The sequence below is a fragment of the Microbacterium sp. NPDC056044 genome, assembly GCF_042267145.1.
Taxonomy (GTDB): Bacteria; Actinomycetota; Actinomycetes; order Actinomycetales; family Microbacteriaceae; genus Microbacterium.
The window spans coordinates 435,425-450,680 of record NZ_JBHJWZ010000003.1; the positions used below are offsets into that span (position 1 = coordinate 435,425).

A 15,256-nucleotide genomic window follows, 5' to 3' on the forward strand; every position below is an offset into this window, starting at 1 on the left:
GAGGAACCCCGTATGACGGATGGCAGGCGCGTCGCCCCCGTCACCGGCATGAGTCCGCTGCGCGCGCTGGGCCACGGGTTCATGGAGTTTTTCCGCGAGCTGACGCAGCGCTCCCCCGCCCGGTTCGCGATCATCATCTTCCTGTCGTTGATCCTCGTGTTCACGGGACTGTTCTCCCTCCCGATCGCCGCGGCGAACGGACAGGTGACCCCCTTCGCCGACGCGTTCTTCACGGCGGTGTCGACCATCTGCGTCACGGGACTCGCGACGGTCGACATGGCGACGCACTGGTCGCCGTTCGGTCACGTGCTGGTGTTCATCGGCGTGCAGATCGGCGCCCTCGGCGTGCTGACGCTCGCCTCCATCCTCGGACTCGTGATCTCACGCCGCCTGGGCCTCAGGGCCAAGCTGATCGCGGCGAGCGACTCGAATCCGCTGCGCACCCACGGCGGGCCTGTCAACGAGGGCCAGACGGTGCAGCTGGGCCAGATCGGCAGTCTGCTCGCCACCGTCGCGCTCTCGACGCTCGTGATCGAGACGATCCTCGCGATCCTGCTCTACCCCGGGCTGATCGTCGCGGGGGTGCCGTGGGACGTCGCGCTGTGGGAGGCGCCCTTCTACGCCGCGATGTCGTTCACGAACACGGGCTTCACGCCCAACGCCGAGGGGCTCGCGCCGTTCCGCCACGACTACTTCTTCCTCACCGTCCTGATGGCCGGCGTCTTCCTCGGCTCGATCGGGTTCCCCGTGATCTACACGCTGCTGCGCCAGCGGTGGCGGGTGCGGCGGTGGTCGCTGCACGCGAAGCTCACCCTCATCACCACGGTGACGCTGTTCTTCGCCGGCGGCGTCGTGTTCCTCGTGCTCGAGTACGACAACCTGCTCACGCTCGGCACCAAGGACGCCTGGGATACGACGTTCCAGGCGTTCTTCCTGTCGGCGATGACGAGATCGGGCGGGTTCTCGATCCTCGACATCGGCGAGCTCAACCAGTCGAGTCTCCTCGTGGCGTGCATGCTCATGTTCGTCGGCGGCGGGTCGGCGTCGACCGCCGGCGGCATCAAAGTGACCACCCTCGCCGTGATCGCCCTCGCGGTGATCTCCGAGGCGAAGGGCCGCGCCTCGAACCAGGTGTTCGGCCGCCGCATCCCGAGCGACGTGCTGCGCGTCGCACTGTCGGTCGTGGCATGGGGATCGACGATCGTCGCGCTGTCGACGATCATCATCACGCAGATCACGAAGGCCGACCTCGGCGACGTGCTCTTCGACGTCATCTCGGGCTTCGCGACGGTGGGCCTGTCGACCGGCCTCACGGCGGAGCTGCCCGATCCCGCCGTCTACGTCCTGGCCATCACGATCGTCATGGGTCGCGTTGGTACAGTGACACTCGCCGCGGCGGTGGCCGCGTCATCCCGATCGCAGCTGTACTCGCTGCCCGTGGAAAGGCCGATCGTTGGTTGAGCGGATGAGGGGCGATGCGCCCGTTCTCGTGATCGGACTCGGGCGCTTCGGCGCCGCGTGCGCGGGTGAGCTCGACCGGCTCGACCGCGAGGTGCTCGCCATCGACGACAACCTCGATCTCGTGCAGAAGTGGTCGGAGCGCGTCACCCACACGGTGCAGGCCGACGCCCGCAACATCGACGCGCTGAAGCAGATCGGCGCCCAGGACTTCTCGGTCGCCGTGGTCGCGGTCGGCTCGTCGATCGAGGCATCCGTCCTCATCACGGCCAACCTCGTCGATCTCAAGGTGCCGCAGATCTGGGCGAAGGCGGTGTCGCAGTCGCACGGCAAGATCCTCGCCCGCGTCGGCGCCAACCACGTCATCTACCCTGAGCGCGAAGCCGGCGAGCGCGTCGCCCACCTCGTGAGCGGCCGCATGCTCGACTTCATCCGGTTCGACGACGACTTCGCGCTCGCGAAGCTGTACCCGCCGAAGTTCATCCGCGGCGTCGGCCTCAACGAGTCGGGCGTGCGCACGAAGTACAACGTGACGGTCGTGGGCGTGAAGAGCCCGGGCAAGCCCTTCCGCTACGCGGAGGCGAACACCGTCGTCACGAACCACGACCTCATCATCGTGTCGGGCACGAACTCCGACATCGAGCGCTTCGCGTCCCTCGAGCGCTGAGCGGCCTCACGCGCCGGCGGCGAGCTCCTTCGCACGGGCGAGGGCGGCGTCCGTCGCCTCGGCGAACACGTCGTCGAGCCGGGCGTCCTGCAGCACGGCGACGGCCCGCTCGGTCGTGCCCTTCGGGCTGGTCACGCGCCGGCGCAGCTCCGCCGGGTCGTCACCGGATGCCTCGAGCAGCGCCGCGGCGCCGATGAAGGTCTGCTCGGCCATGACCCGCGCCTGTGCCTGATCGAACCCCTTGCCCACGGCGGCCTTCGTGAACTCCTCCACGAGCAGGAAGAAGTAGGCGGGACCCGACCCCGAGATCGTCGACAGGGCGTCGATCTGCGACTCGGGCACCTCGACGACGGTTCCGACGGTCTCGAACAGGCGGCGCACGGTGGCGGTCGCGGCGGCGTCGGCGTGCGTGCCGGTGGCGAGGCCGGTGACGCCCTTTCCGACGAGTGCCGGGGTGTTCGGCATCGACCGCAGCACCGCGACGCCGTCGCCCAAGATCTCCTCGAACGTCGCGATCGTGACGCCCGCGGCGAGGCTCACGACGATGGTGCCGGGCTCCAGCGCCGGGGAGATCTCGCGCAGCAGATCCGGGACCATGGCGGGCTTCACCCCCACGAGAACGACGCGGGCGGCGGCCGCAGCATCCGTGTTCCCCGAAGGGGACGTCTCGAGCGCGACGCTCGTGACCTCCTCGAGGCCGTCGAGCTCGGCGGCCTTCGCGGCGGAGCGGTTCGTCGTCGTCACTCCCCCGGTCGCGAGCCCGGAGCGCGAGAGGCCTCGCGCGATCGCGCCGCCCATCGAGCCGGCGCCGAGGATCGCGATGGGCGGAAGGGCGGGGGTGTCTGCAGCCATGGCGTCGATCCTACGACACCGATATCGGCGTTGACTTATATAAGTGACAGCGCAATACTATGTCCATGCACGCGCTCGACATCCTCGGCGATCCGGTGCGTCGGCGCATCCTCGAACTCCTGGCGGAGGGCGAGCGCAGCGCCGGCGAGATCGGCGAGGACGTGCAGCGCGAGTTCGGCATCTCGCAGCCGGCGGTGTCGCAGCACCTGCGGGTGCTGCGAGAGTCCGGCTTCGCGACGGTGCGCCCCGACGGCGCCCGACGCCTCTACGCCATCGCTCCCGAACCACTCGAGAACGCCGCGGCCTGGTTCGACCCGTTCCGGCGGTTCTGGCAACCGCACCTCGACGCGCTCGGCACCGAGCTCGCCCGCGGGCGCCGCGCCCGTCGCCTCGCGGCGGAGCGGGAGACGGATGCGGCGAACCCCGACTCCGACGAAGAATCCGGCACGACCGAACCCCAGGAGGAATGACATGGTCGACGTACAGGGCCAGCTGGCCGCAGTGACCCGCGAGATCGAGAGCGAGGAGGTCGACGGCTACCCGTCGCGCGTGCAGACGCTGGCGCAGACGTATCCGTCGCCGATCGACGACGTGTGGGATGCCGTCACCAGTGCGGACCGCATCGCACGGTGGTTCCAGCCGATCTCGGGCGACCTCATGGTCGGCGGTCGCTACCAGATCGAGGGCAACGCGGGCGGCGAGATCCAGGAGTGCGCGCCCCCGGCGAACGGCGCCGCGCACTACAAGGCGACGTGGGAGTACGGCGGCGGAGTGACATGGATCACGGTGCGCCTCACCGCCGAGGGTGACGACGCGACCCGGTTCGAGCTCGAGCACATCGCCCGCACCGACGACGTGCCGGCCGAGTTCTGGGATCTCTACGGCCCCGGCGCCACCGGCGTCGGCTGGGACGGCGGCCTGCTCGGACTCGGCCTGCACCTCACCGGCGGCGGCGGACCGAAGCCCGAGGACGCAGAGGCGTGGGCGTTCACGGACGAGGGCCGCGCCTTCTACCGCGGTGCCGCCGACGCGTGGGGCGCCGCGCACGTCGCCGACGGCGCCGACCCCTCGGCCGCCGCGCGAGCCGCCGACAACACCTACGCGTTCTACACCGGCCAGACCCCGCCATCCACCGAGAAGTAGATCCGCGGCCGGTCTATTCTCGTGAGTGGGCGGGGGCGCAGGAGTCTCCGCAGGACGTGGGAGGCACCCGGAATGACCCTCTTCGACGGCATCGCCGCACGCAGCGTCGAAACGCCCGGCCTGACCGTGAACGTGCTGGAGCGCACCGCCGACGATCCGGGTACTCCGCCCGACCGCACGGTGGTGCTCATCCACGGGAACGGCTCGTCCGCGCTCTTCTGGCAGGAGCTGATGGAGGATCTCCCCCAGGATCTGCGCGTGATCGCGATCGACCTGCGTGGGTACGGCGGCACGGAGCACGCCCCCGTCGACGCGACGCGTGGCGTGCGGGACTTCAGCGACGACGTGCACGCCACGCTCGAGGCGCTCGGCATCCCGACGGCCCACCTGGTCGGCTGGTCGCTCGGCGCGGGCGTCGTCATGCAGTACGCACTCGACCACCCGGTGCTCAGCCTCACGCTCGAGGCGCCGGTCTCGCCCTACGGGTTCGGCGGCACTCGTCGCGACGGCACGCGCCTCACCGACGACGACGCCGGCGTCGGCGGAGGCGCCGGCAATCCCGACTTCGTGCAGCGACTCATCGATCACGACACGTCGACCGATGCGCCGAACTCGCCGCGCAACGTCTTCCGCGCGCACTACGTCGCCCCGGGCTACGTGACGGACCACGAGGACGTCTGGGTCGAGTCGATGCTCACGACCTCGACCGCGACTGGCAACTACCCCGGCGACTCCGTGGCGAGCGATAACTGGCCGGGGTTCGCCGCCGGCACGATCGGCGTGCTGAACACCCTGGCCCCCGGCAACTACGATGTGTCGGGCATCGCCGAGCTCGCCCCGAAGCCCCCGATCCTGTGGATCCACGGGGCGCTCGACCCGATCGTCTCGGACGCCTCGTTCTACGACTACAACAACCTCGGCAAGCTCGGCATCATCCCCGGGTGGCCGGGCGAGGACGTCGCGCCGCCGCAGGAGATGGTGTCGCAGATGCGCGACGTGCTCGCGCGGTACCGGGAGGCCGGCGGCGAGGTGACCGAAATCGACCTTCCCGACACCGGTCACACGCCGCACCTCGAGCGCCCGGCCGAGTTCCGCCATGCACTGCTCCGCGTCATCGGGTACGTCGGGCAGCCGCACAACCCCGCTCCCCCGACCGAGGCGATCATCCTGCGCTCGTCCGACTGACACCCCGCGCGGCTTCTCGCAAGGGGTGCGGGCGGCGGGTCGCAGCATCCGTAAGATCATCCGCATGAGTGCTTCCGGCGGCGGCAAGGCGATCCTCGCGGCGTTCCTGGCGAACATGGGCATCGCGCTGGCGAAGTTCATCGCGTGGTTCCTGTCGGGTTCCGCGTCGATGCTCGCCGAGGCGATCCACTCGGTCGCCGACTCGGGCAATCAGCTGCTGCTGATGCTCGGAGGCCGCAAGGCCAAGAAGGCCGCAGACCGCGAGCATCCTTTCGGCCACGGGCGCGAGCGGTACGTGTACGCGTTCGTCGTGTCGATCATCCTGTTCTCGGTCGGTGGCCTGTTCTCGATCTACGAGGGCATCGACAAGCTCACGCACCCGCACGAGCTCGAGAACGTCTGGATCCCGATCGCGGTGCTCGTGGTCGCGATCGTGCTCGAGTCGTTCTCGCTGCGCACGGCGATCAAGGAGAGCAACCATGTGCGTGCGAAGGGCCAGTCGTGGGTGTCGTTCGTGCGGCACTCGAAGGCGCCCGAGCTTCCTGTCGTGCTGCTCGAGGACGTCGCCGCGCTGACCGGACTGGCGTTCGCACTGTTCGGCGTCGGCATGACCGCGATCACGCACAACCCCGTCTTCGATGCGATCGGCACGCTCATGATCGGCACGCTGCTGATCCTCGTGGCCATCACGCTCGGCATCGAGACGAAGAGCCTCCTCGTGGGCGAGGGTGCGACGGATGCCGACTACGACCGCATCGTCGACGCCATCAACGACGGACCGGAGGTCGAGAAGCTCATCCACATCAAGACGCTCTACCTCGGCCCCGACGAGCTGCTGGTCGCGGCCAAGCTCGGCTTCGCGTCGGACGCCCCGCTCGCGCACGTCGCCTCCGACATCGACCGCATCGAGGCGCGCGTGCGCGCGGCGGTGCCGGCGGCACGCATCATCTACTTCGAGCCCGACATCTACCGGCCGGGCGACGATCACACCCCACCCACGTCCGAGTTCGTCATCAAGTCGACGGACTGAGCACGCCGTGCCCATCGAGTACTGCATCTTCACCGAGCCTCAGCAGGGCGCGAGCTACGACGACCAGCTCGCGTTCGCGCAGGCGGCCGAGCGGCTCGGTTTCGACGGATTCTTCCGCTCCGACCACTACCTGCACATGGGCGACGGCGACGGCCTGCCCGGTCCCACCGACGCGTGGACCACCCTCGCGGGGCTCGCGCGCGAGACCTCGCGCATCCGCCTCGGCACGCTGGTGTCGTCGGTGACGTACCGGGTTCCGGGTCTGCTCGCGATCCAGGTCGCACAGGTCGACGCGATGTCGGGCGGCCGTGCCGAGCTCGGCCTCGGCACCGGGTGGTTCGGGCGCGAACACGAGGCCTACGGCATCCCGTTCCCCGCGAAGCGGTTCGACCTCCTCGAGGAGCAGCTCGCGATCGTGACCGGGCTGTGGTCGACGCCGGTCAACGAGACCTACAGCTTCGCGGGCAAGCATCACCGGCTGACGGATGCCCCGGCCCTGCCGAAGCCGGTGCAGGCCCGGGTTCCCGTCATCGTGGGCGGCGGCGGGCCGAAGCGCACGCCGGAGCTCGCCGCGCGGTTCGCGACCGAGTTCAACATCGGGTTCCGGTCCGAGGCGGAGTCGGCGGAGAAGTTCGCCGGCGTGCGGGCGGCGTGCGAGCGGGTGGGTCGCGACCCCGACTCGCTGAAGCTGTCTGTGGCGTTGCCCACGCTGGCCGGGGCATCCGTCTCCGAACTCGACCGGCGCGCCGAGAACCTCGGCCGCACCGTCGACGAACTGCGCGGCGACGTGAACATCGTCGGCAGCCGCGACGACATCGTCGCGAAGGTCGAGCGGCTGGTCGCGATCGGCGCGCAGCGCGTCTATTTCCAGCTCATGGATCTGCGGGACGTCTCGCACGTCGAGTACCTGGGCGAGGTGCTCCCCCACCTGCCGCGCTGACGGCTCAGCCCGAGGCCGTGGCCCAGAGCGGGGCCAGGGAGACCGCCCCTGCGATGAGGACCGCGGTGGCTCCGAGTGCGACGATGTCGATGAGGGGCAGCGCGCGGGCGCTGATCCGCCGGACCACGACACCGAGCAGCACGACGGCCGCACCGGCGGCGCACATGACCAGCAGCCAACCGACGAGCCATGCGAACACGGCGGCGCCCTCGTTCGCGTCCAGCGCGGCCGGCGTCCCGGCGTTCTGCACCCAGAGGGCGTGGTGGAGCCACAGCGAGAGCAGGCCGCCCGCTGCCGATGCGAGGGCGACGGCTCCTGCTGTCGTCAGCCGGTCACGCGGCGTCACCTCATCCACACGGGAACCTTAGCGGTGCGCCCTCGGCGGTGTCGACCGCCATTCCGCTCCCGGGTCCACCACGTGACGACATCGAGATTCGCTGTTCACTTCCCGGTCGTTCCGCCGGCGGCTCATCGCCGCTAGCGTGCAGGCAGGAGGTGCGATGCGCAAGCCGCTCTTGCCCGCGCTGATCGCGGGTGCGGTCGGGTTCGTCGCCGTGTCCGCGCCCGCGGCGATCGTCTCGTGGACCGTGCCGCCGCCGTCGAGCTCGCCCGCGTTTCCCACGGAGGTCGCGACCTACTCGTGGTTCGTCGCGCACGGCGACCTCGGCACGCCGGCGACGATGATCTACCAGAACGGCATCGGGGTCGAGTTCATGGACTCCCCGCAGGCGGTCGCTCTCGGCGTGGACGGCAGCACGTACCGCCGCATCGGGGCCGCAGAGCAGCGTTCGACGCCGACCGATCAGGGCGACCCGGCCGCCATGGTGCTGTCGGCCGACGGCACGTTCGCGGTCATCGCGGGTGCGAACGGCCACGGCGACGTCCTCGTCCGCTCCCTGGTCGACGGCACCGACCGCGAGGTGCCGATCGGAGCCGGGCGCAGTGTGGTGCCGTTGAGCATCGCCTCCGACGGCGATCACGTCCTCGTCCTCCTCGCCGACAGCGAGATGAGCAGCTACACCGACCCTCCGTTCAGCGGCACGCTCGCGATGCTCGAGCTGTCGACCGGCGACCTGCTCGAGTACTCGGTGCAGGGAGTGACGTCGGCGGCACTGTCTCCCGATGGATCTCGCATCGCCGCGCAGACATCGCAGGGCGCCGTGATGATGGATGCCTCGGGGCGCAGCATCCGTGAACTCCCCGCGGAACTGAGGGGGCAGGCGTTCGGCGACGACGCGTGGTCCCCGGGCGGCACGCGCCTCATGACGCTCGCCCACGACCCGGTGTGGGTGGAGAAGCCCACGGGTAGGACGCTGACCAGCGCCGCGACGCTGCTGGTCTCCGACGTGTCGGCCGGCACGACGACGAAACTCGCGCTCACGGGCGTCGAATATGCGGCGGCCCTGGGCTGGCGTGACGACGACACGATCGTGCTGCAGGCCTACGCCGACGACAACAGCTCCGAGTTCCGGTGGGTCGACGCCGGCACGGGCGCCACGCAGAGCTTCTCGACCTACGAATCGGGGTTCACCGCGGCATCGATCGGCTCCGCCGACCTCGCGAGGGATCTGATCAGCGAGTGGGCGATCGAGGACAGGGCCGTGAACCAGGGGTGGACCTTGGGGATCATCGGCGGCATCGCGGTCGGCGGCGCCGCGGGGCTCATCGTGTGGGCGGTGACACGCCGCCGCTCGAGCTGAGCGCTCGGGGCCGCTTCTCAGGCGCCGCTGCGCGGCGGCTTGTCGAGTCCGTGCCGGCCGGGGCGATCCGCTTCGGCAGCGGTTTCGGGGCTGACAGCGGAGGCGTCTGCCGGCTCACCGGAGGTGGGATAGTGCGGCTCGTCGATCTCGACCGCCTTGTCGCGCTCCTCGAGCGGAGGCAGGTGGTCGAGGGGCTGCTTGATGTCGTCGGGGTGATGGCTCATACGGCCAGCCTGCGTCGAGGCGCCGGCAGCGGCGAGGAGGTTGCGAGGCGCGGAGCGGTGTGATCCGGCGCGGTGATGAGGCTCGACGCGTGAAGTGCGACCACGTAGGCCCCGACTGCGGCGGCGCCGGCGATGACTTCGCCCGTGTCGACGACGCTCCACGTCGCGTCGGGCCGATAGCAGACGGCGAAGTCTTCGCCGCTGCCCATCAGAGCGAAGTAGCGGTCCATGGTGCGCCGGGACTGGTCGATCGACATCGCACGCCTCCGAGGGGCGGGCCGCGTGACCCGTTCCCCTGCTGTGCTCAGCTTCGCAGTCCTGGATCCGCATCGGTAGGCGTCCGATGCGGAGTCCTCACACTGGCAGCCGGTAGGACGGCAGTCCCCGCCGGCGGATGAGCCACTCGGCGAACACGAGGTTCGGGAGCCAGCACAGGAACGGCACGGCGGCGTACGCGTTCGCGAAGGCGGAGTCGAACTCCCACGGCTGCCCGAGCACCAGCGGCGCCATGAGCAGCAGCGGCAGCCAGATGCGCAGCATCACGCCGGAGTAGGTCAGCGCGTAGTTGCGGATCATCCACGCCTGGTGACTCGGCACATCGTGACGACGGATCGCGCGGTACGCCCGCCAGCCCGTGACGAGCCACAGCACGGCGAGCGCACCGAAGCCGAAGAAGCCGACGTACCCGGCGGGACTCGACGGCGCGATGATCAGGCCGCCGACGGCGCCGATCGCCACCGCGAGCAGGTACACACGCCCGATCCAGCGGTGCACGCGCGGCGCACGGGTGCGCAGCCCGCGCCAGAACTGGAGCGGTCCGGCGATCAGCGCGGTGGCACCGCCGACGATGTGGACGTACAGCGCGCCCTGCACGAACGGGTGGACCGCGGCGTAGGTCGGCGCGAGCCCGACGTCCTGCCCGGCGAGCTCGGCGAGGGAGGCGGTGAAGTACGGCACAGCCGAGTACGCGACGATCGCGAGCGCCGTCAGCAGGACGAACGTCCAGCCGATGCGGGAGCGGATGCCGCCCGGCCGTGCGACGGCGGGAGCGGTCCGGACGGGTTCGATGAGGCGGGTCACGAGCGACACGCTAGGCCCGCGCGCACACCGCCCAGCAGGGTGCTGTCCCCCGGATCGGAGGAGGTTGTCCCCCTAGCACGACCGTACTCACCTGGTCGAAATCATTGCCAGATTCGAAGATTTGTACTATACTTTTGCCATGACCGAGATGCCTCCTTCGCACGAGAGCGAGGCTGATTCATGGGCTCATCCCGCCACCGACGAGTTCCTGCCGCCGGTGCCCGACGTGGTGGATCTGGTGCTCGAGACGGCGACGATGATGTCGGTGTTCGCGGCCCAACGGCTGATCCGGATCGACGCGATGCGCCGCGAACTGCTGCACGAGACCACGGGCCGCGGCGACGGAGTGCGCGACATCGTCGAGCGGTCGATCCGGCTCGAACTCGCCGCGGCGATGCGGGTGACCGAGTACACCGCCGGGCGTCTGATCGCACAGGCCGAGGCGATGGTCGAGCGCTATGCGCCGGCACTCGATGCGCTGGGCGCGGGCCGCATCACCGAGAAGCACGCCGAGATCATCGCCGACCTGCTCGACGAAGCGCCGGCCGAGCTTCGCGCGGACCTTCTGGAGCGCGCCGTGCCATTGGCCGAGTCCGAGCCGGTGGGCACCTTCCGGCGGGCGCTGCGTCACATGATCGAGACGGCCCGCGCCACGACCTTGGAAGAACGGCACCGGCGAGCACTCCGAGCACGACGCGTCACCGTCGAATCCGGCGAGGACGCCATGGCCGCGCTGTGGATCCACGGGCCCGTGGTCGAGATCCACGCCATCCACGGCCGGCTCACGCAGATGGCGAAGGCGATGCGGAATGCACCCGGCGAGACGCGCACCCTCGACCAGCTGCGCGCCGACATCGCGGCCGACCTGCTCATCGACGGCACCACCGACCACCTCCCCGCGGCGGCGTCGGGCATCCGGGCGCAGGCCGTCGTGACCGTCCCCGCGCTCGCGCTCCTCGACGACGAGTACGCGAACGCCGGCGACCCGCCCGTGGTCGAGGGCATCGGCCCCATCCCGCTGTCGAAGGCGCGCGAGCTGTGCGGCGGCGACGCCCGGTGGATGCGGGTGCTCACCCACCCCGAGACCGGCATGGTGCTCTCCGTCGGACGCGACAGCTACCCGGCACCCGCCGCTCTGCAGCGGCTGGTCAGATGGCGAGCAGACCGATGTATGGGCCCCGGCTGCTCCATGCCGGCGTCACGGTGTGAGATCGATCATCAGATCCGCTGGGCCGACGGCGGCGAGACCTGCCTCGACAACGCGCTGCCCTTCTGCAAGGGGCACCACATCGTCAAAGACAACACCGACTGGCAGGTCGAGCAGATCGACGGCTCCGGCGGCGCCGTCGCGTGGACCTCACCGACCGGACGACGCTACGTCGTCAGACCCGAACGCAAGGTCCCCACGTTCACGGTGTCACCGTCACGCGTTCGCGGCCCCGTCTTCCCCGCGGGGGCCGACGCACCCTTCTGAGTACAACAGAAGGCTCAACGCCGCGCGTCGAAGAAGCTTCTGAGGAGAGCGGATGCCTCGGCCTCGCGCACGCCCGCGACGACCTCGGCCCGATAGGGCAGGCGACGGTCGCGCACGACGTCGTACACCGACCCCGCGGCGCCGGCCTTCTCGTCCCACGCACCGAACACGAGCCGCGAGATCCGCGACTGCAGCACGGCGCCCGCGCACATCACACACGGCTCGAGCGTCACGACCAGCGTGCAGCCTTCGAGGTTCCATCCGCCCCGGGCGGCGGCGGCCGCACGCAACGCGACCACCTCGGCGTGCGCGGTCGGATCGTGTTCGACCTCGCGCAGGTTGCGGCCCTCGCCGATGACCGTGCCCGCAGCATCCGTCACCACTGCTCCGACCGGGACGTCGCCCGCCTCGCCCGCGGCCGCGGCGAGCGCGAGGGCGCGGTCCATGGCGGCGAGGTCGGCGGGAGCGGGAAGCACAGCACGAGCGTAGCCGTCCGCGCAGAACTCGCCCCGGGCTCCGGCACCGCGACGCACTAACCTGTCTTTATGCGCCTGCACGTCGCCGACCACCCGCTCATCACCCACAAGCTCACGGTGCTGCGCGACCAGCGCACCCCGTCGCCGGTGTTCCGCCAGCTCACCGAGGAACTCGTGACGCTGCTCGCCTACGAGGCGACCCGCAACGTCCGCGTGGCGCCCATCGAGATCCAGACCCCCGTCACGACGACGACCGGCGTCCGCATCGACGAGCCGCGTCCGCTCGTCGTGCCGATCCTCCGTGCCGGTCTCGGCATGCTCGAGGGCATGGTCAAGCTCATCCCGACCGCCGAGGTCGGCTTCCTCGGCATGGTGCGCGACCACGAGACGCTCGAGCCGTCGACCTACGCCGAGCGCCTCCCCGACGACCTCAGCGACCGCCAGTGCTTCGTGCTCGACCCGATGCTCGCCACCGGCGGCTCGCTGGGCGCAGCGATCGAGTTCCTCTTCAACCGGGGCGCGCAGGACGTCACCGCGATCTGCATCCTCGGCGCACCCGAGGGTGTCGCCGCGATCGAGAAGCAGGTCGCCGGCCGCGACGTCACTCTCGTGCTGGGCGCGCTCGACGAGCGTCTCAACGAGCTCGGCTACATCGTGCCGGGTCTCGGCGACGCCGGCGACAGGCTGTACGGCACGGTCTGAGACCCGACCTCGGCCGTCGTCGCACGGCGTCCGAGGACAGCGATCGGCGTGAACGGGCGTCCGTTGAACCGCGTCGCGGTGACCGTCGTGTACGCGCCCATCGTCGGGCTCACGAGCAGGTCGCCGACCTGCAGTTCGGGCAGCAGCACCTCGCGCGCGATCACGTCCGACGAATCGCAGGTCGGACCCGCGAGGGTCGCCCACCGGTAGGTCGAGGCATCCGTCGTCCTCCGCAGGTCGCGCTCGGCGAACACGAGCGGGTGCACATCCTCGGTGAGCACGTTCGAGTACGAGCCGTAGAGGCCGTCGTCGAGGTAGTACCAGCGGCCGTCGCCGCGCTCGGCGATGCCCATCACGCTCGTGACCAGCGTCATCGCGTCGGCGACCATCACGCGGCCGGGCTCGGCGATGATGTCGAGCCGCCGCGCGTGGGGCTCGAGCACGGGGCGCAGCACCCGGGCGACGTCTTCGATGGCCGCCGATTCGGAGTCGTACGACGCCGGGAAGCCTCCCCCGATGTCGAGCGTGTCGAACTGCACGTTGAGGCGACGCTCGAGGATGCCCATGAGCTCGAGCGTGTCGCCGGCCGCGGCCGCGAACCGCGCGGGATCGTCGAGCTGACTGCCCACGTGATAGCTGAAGCCGGCCACCGTGATGCCGGCGGCGAGCGCCTGCTCGACGAGGTGAGCGGCCTCGAACGGGCCGACGCCGAACTTGCTCGACAGGTCGCTCTTCGCGTGCGCGCTGCGGTACGCGAGCCGCACCAGTAAGCGGGTGTCGGCGGGCGCCCCGCGGAACTTGTCGATCTCGACCTCGTTGTCGACGACGAAGGTGCGCACCCCCGCAGCCAGCGCCTCGGCGATCTCGGCCGGCTTCTTGATCGGATGGGTGTGGATGATCCGGGATGCGGCGACCCCGCGCCGCGTCAGCATCGCGAGCTCCTCGCCGGTCGCGACGTCGAACCCTGAGCCCGCGTCGTCGAGCACGTCGAGCACCGCATCATGGGCGAGCGCCTTGACCGCGTAGTGGAACCCCACGAAGGGCAGCGCGTGACGCAGGTGCCGGTACTGGCGGCTCACACGTTCCGGGTCCAGAAGCAGCAGCGGCGTGCCGTGCAGCGCGAGAGCCGCGCGGGCCGCCACGGACGACAAGAGAGCGGATGCCTCGGCCCGCCGCCTGCTCTCCAGCGCCCGGGTCGTGCGGGGTTCACGTCGCAGGGTTGCGAGGTTCATGATGCCGTCTCCTGCGGGCGCGCCGGGCGGCGCGCGTCGCGCAGACCGGTCCGGGCGGTGACCGTGAACGCGCCGGCGGCGACCGCGTAGAACACGACGTCGGCGACGACCTTGCCGGCGAGCATGCCCCACACCGGGTCGGGGATCAGCCAGACGCCGAGCATGAGCGCCGCAGGGCGCACCAGGAACGTGTCGAGCAGCTCGGCAGCGCCGAACTCCGCGACCAGCAGCACCGCCGTGCGTCCGACCGCGCGGCGCCGGGTCCCGGAGGCGGCTGCCTGCTCGATGTAGATCGTGACCGCGAGCACGGCGTAGAAGCCGATGATCTCGCCGACGAGTGCCGCAACGGCGATGAGCGGCGCGGCGTCGGTCCACAGGGTCGCACTGAGGCCGCCGACCACCAGCGCGGCGGTTCCGGCGATCTCGGCAGGCAGGTACCGGACGATCCAGAAGACGATCCCGCGGCGCCGGGGCGCAGCATCCGGAGTCTTCTGCTCTTCGCGATCCGGCGTGCTCGCGATCGTCGCGGACAGCGGGTCGATCGTGGTCATGTCGTCCCCCTCCGTGTGTCAGAGGAGGAAGCGGCGGACGTGATACCCGCACATACTGCGGCGCGGCATCCGCCCCTCGCCGAACGGATACCGCGCCTCTGCGCTTTTTACGACGCCTGGCAAGATTACGTGGCGAGAATTTTTCGCCCAAAGGGGTTGACTTTGCCCGTGGTGGCCGTCTAGCGAGTGCCGCGCCTCAGTCGCCGAGCGGGGGCTCCTGCGGGTTGCGACGGCCCGTCTCGCGCTCCCAGAACTCCAGCTGCTGGGTCAGCGCCTTCGCGAGTTCGAACACCTGGTCCGGGGGAATGCGGATGCGGCTCACGACCCGGGCCGGGACGACCGTCTGACGCTGCCCGGTCTCGGCGTCGACCTGTTCGCGCGGCGGCTGCGCGAGGGTGAGGAAGTCCATCACGAACACCGTCGGCGTGTGCCACACGTTGGCGAAATCGGCGTAATTGCCGCCGATGAGCTCGGGCGGAAGGTCGATCTCGAACTGCTGCGAGGCGTCGTCTGCCATGCGGGCTCCTGTTCGGGCGGGTGTC

General features: G+C 70.3%; 19 protein-coding genes. 10 read left to right on the forward strand and 9 right to left on the reverse strand.

What is annotated here, in order from left to right; genetic code table 11:
* Nucleotides 1–48 precede the first annotated feature (48 nt).
* The gene (locus ACFC1I_RS10850; protein WP_376009358.1) at nt 49–1,461 is read left to right on the forward strand and encodes a TrkH family potassium uptake protein; all 1,413 of its coding nucleotides are present in this window, start codon (nt 49–51) and stop codon (nt 1,459–1,461) included.
* A 4-nt stretch (nt 1,462–1,465) separates the two neighbouring features.
* Complete coding sequence (locus ACFC1I_RS10855; protein WP_374226639.1) at nt 1,466–2,125, forward strand: TrkA family potassium uptake protein; 660 nt, start codon at nt 1,466–1,468, stop codon at nt 2,123–2,125.
* A 6-nt stretch (nt 2,126–2,131) separates the two neighbouring features.
* Here ACFC1I_RS10855 and proC read toward each other — a convergent pair whose 3' ends face one another.
* Complete coding sequence (proC, locus tag ACFC1I_RS10860; RefSeq protein ID WP_376008825.1) at nt 2,132–2,977, reverse strand: pyrroline-5-carboxylate reductase; 846 nt, start codon at nt 2,975–2,977, stop codon at nt 2,132–2,134.
* A 65-nt stretch (nt 2,978–3,042) separates the two neighbouring features.
* On the opposite strand from proC, the gene ACFC1I_RS10865 reads away from it, so the two are divergent.
* The 5 genes from ACFC1I_RS10865 to ACFC1I_RS10885 all read left to right on the forward strand — a co-directional run bounded on the left by ACFC1I_RS10865 (nt 3,043) and on the right by ACFC1I_RS10885 (nt 7,275).
* Nucleotides 3,043–3,447 carry an ArsR/SmtB family transcription factor gene (locus tag ACFC1I_RS10865; protein ID WP_376008827.1) on the forward strand — a complete coding sequence of 135 codons (405 nt, stop codon included), beginning with the start codon at nt 3,043–3,045 and terminating at the stop codon, nt 3,445–3,447.
* 1 nt (nt 3,448) lies between these two features.
* Nucleotides 3,449–4,120, forward strand: a complete 672-nt coding sequence (locus tag ACFC1I_RS10870; RefSeq protein ID WP_376008829.1) for an SRPBCC domain-containing protein — start codon at nt 3,449–3,451, stop codon at nt 4,118–4,120.
* 72 nt (nt 4,121–4,192) lie between these two features.
* Complete coding sequence (locus ACFC1I_RS10875; protein ID WP_376008831.1) at nt 4,193–5,305, forward strand: alpha/beta hydrolase; 1,113 nt, start codon at nt 4,193–4,195, stop codon at nt 5,303–5,305.
* Nucleotides 5,306–5,369: 64 nt separating this feature from the next.
* Nucleotides 5,370–6,335 carry a cation diffusion facilitator family transporter gene (locus tag ACFC1I_RS10880; RefSeq protein ID WP_376008833.1) on the forward strand — a complete coding sequence of 322 codons (966 nt, stop codon included), beginning with the start codon at nt 5,370–5,372 and terminating at the stop codon, nt 6,333–6,335.
* Between the two features lie 13 nt (nt 6,336–6,348).
* Entirely contained in the window at nt 6,349–7,275 is a 927-nt protein-coding gene (locus tag ACFC1I_RS10885) for an LLM class F420-dependent oxidoreductase (protein WP_376009361.1), read from the forward strand.
* A gap of 4 nt (nt 7,276–7,279) precedes the next feature.
* Here ACFC1I_RS10885 and ACFC1I_RS10890 read toward each other — a convergent pair whose 3' ends face one another.
* Nucleotides 7,280–7,630, reverse strand: a complete 351-nt coding sequence (locus ACFC1I_RS10890) for a hypothetical protein (protein WP_376008835.1) — start codon at nt 7,628–7,630, stop codon at nt 7,280–7,282.
* Between the two features lie 145 nt (nt 7,631–7,775).
* Between ACFC1I_RS10890 and ACFC1I_RS10895 the strand changes: the two genes are divergently transcribed.
* Nucleotides 7,776–8,975, forward strand: a complete 1,200-nt coding sequence (locus ACFC1I_RS10895; RefSeq protein WP_376008837.1) for a hypothetical protein — start codon at nt 7,776–7,778, stop codon at nt 8,973–8,975.
* A gap of 17 nt (nt 8,976–8,992) precedes the next feature.
* Here ACFC1I_RS10895 and ACFC1I_RS10900 read toward each other — a convergent pair whose 3' ends face one another.
* The 3 genes from ACFC1I_RS10900 to ACFC1I_RS10910 all read right to left on the reverse strand — a co-directional run bounded on the left by ACFC1I_RS10900 (nt 8,993) and on the right by ACFC1I_RS10910 (nt 10,279).
* Nucleotides 8,993–9,199: a hypothetical protein gene (locus tag ACFC1I_RS10900; RefSeq protein WP_376008839.1), complete on the reverse strand. Its 207-nt coding sequence runs from the start codon at nt 9,197–9,199 to the stop codon at nt 8,993–8,995.
* Entirely contained in the window at nt 9,196–9,456 is a 261-nt protein-coding gene (locus ACFC1I_RS10905; protein ID WP_376008841.1) for a hypothetical protein, read from the reverse strand. The genes ACFC1I_RS10900 and ACFC1I_RS10905 overlap by 4 nt, the downstream gene beginning before the upstream one ends.
* A gap of 97 nt (nt 9,457–9,553) precedes the next feature.
* Nucleotides 9,554–10,279: a DUF2306 domain-containing protein gene (locus ACFC1I_RS10910; protein ID WP_376008843.1), complete on the reverse strand. Its 726-nt coding sequence runs from the start codon at nt 10,277–10,279 to the stop codon at nt 9,554–9,556.
* Nucleotides 10,280–10,418: 139 nt separating this feature from the next.
* Between ACFC1I_RS10910 and ACFC1I_RS10915 the strand changes: the two genes are divergently transcribed.
* Nucleotides 10,419–11,753 (forward strand): DUF222 domain-containing protein, encoded by a 1,335-nt coding sequence (locus ACFC1I_RS10915; protein ID WP_376008845.1) that lies wholly within the window; start codon nt 10,419–10,421, stop codon nt 11,751–11,753.
* Between the two features lie 14 nt (nt 11,754–11,767).
* Here the strand turns inward: ACFC1I_RS10915 and ACFC1I_RS10920 are convergent, their stop codons facing one another.
* On the reverse strand, nt 11,768–12,199 hold the full coding sequence (locus ACFC1I_RS10920) for a nucleoside deaminase (RefSeq protein ID WP_376009364.1): 432 nt from the start codon (nt 12,197–12,199) through the stop codon (nt 11,768–11,770).
* A gap of 99 nt (nt 12,200–12,298) precedes the next feature.
* Here ACFC1I_RS10920 and upp point away from each other — a divergent pair, with 99 nt between their 5' ends.
* Entirely contained in the window at nt 12,299–12,931 is a 633-nt protein-coding gene (gene upp, locus ACFC1I_RS10925) for a uracil phosphoribosyltransferase (protein WP_376008847.1), read from the forward strand.
* On the opposite strand, the gene ACFC1I_RS10930 is transcribed toward upp, so the two are convergent.
* The 3 genes from ACFC1I_RS10930 to ACFC1I_RS10940 form a co-directional block, all read right to left on the reverse strand.
* On the reverse strand, nt 12,877–14,163 hold the full coding sequence (locus ACFC1I_RS10930; protein WP_376008849.1) for a type III PLP-dependent enzyme: 1,287 nt from the start codon (nt 14,161–14,163) through the stop codon (nt 12,877–12,879). The two genes, upp and ACFC1I_RS10930, sit on opposite strands and share 55 nt — an antisense overlap.
* Complete coding sequence (locus ACFC1I_RS10935; RefSeq protein WP_376008851.1) at nt 14,160–14,714, reverse strand: hypothetical protein; 555 nt, start codon at nt 14,712–14,714, stop codon at nt 14,160–14,162. The genes ACFC1I_RS10930 and ACFC1I_RS10935 overlap by 4 nt, the downstream gene beginning before the upstream one ends.
* A gap of 196 nt (nt 14,715–14,910) precedes the next feature.
* On the reverse strand, nt 14,911–15,231 hold the full coding sequence (locus ACFC1I_RS10940) for a DUF3467 domain-containing protein (RefSeq protein WP_376008853.1): 321 nt from the start codon (nt 15,229–15,231) through the stop codon (nt 14,911–14,913).
* Nucleotides 15,232–15,256 lie beyond the last annotated feature (25 nt).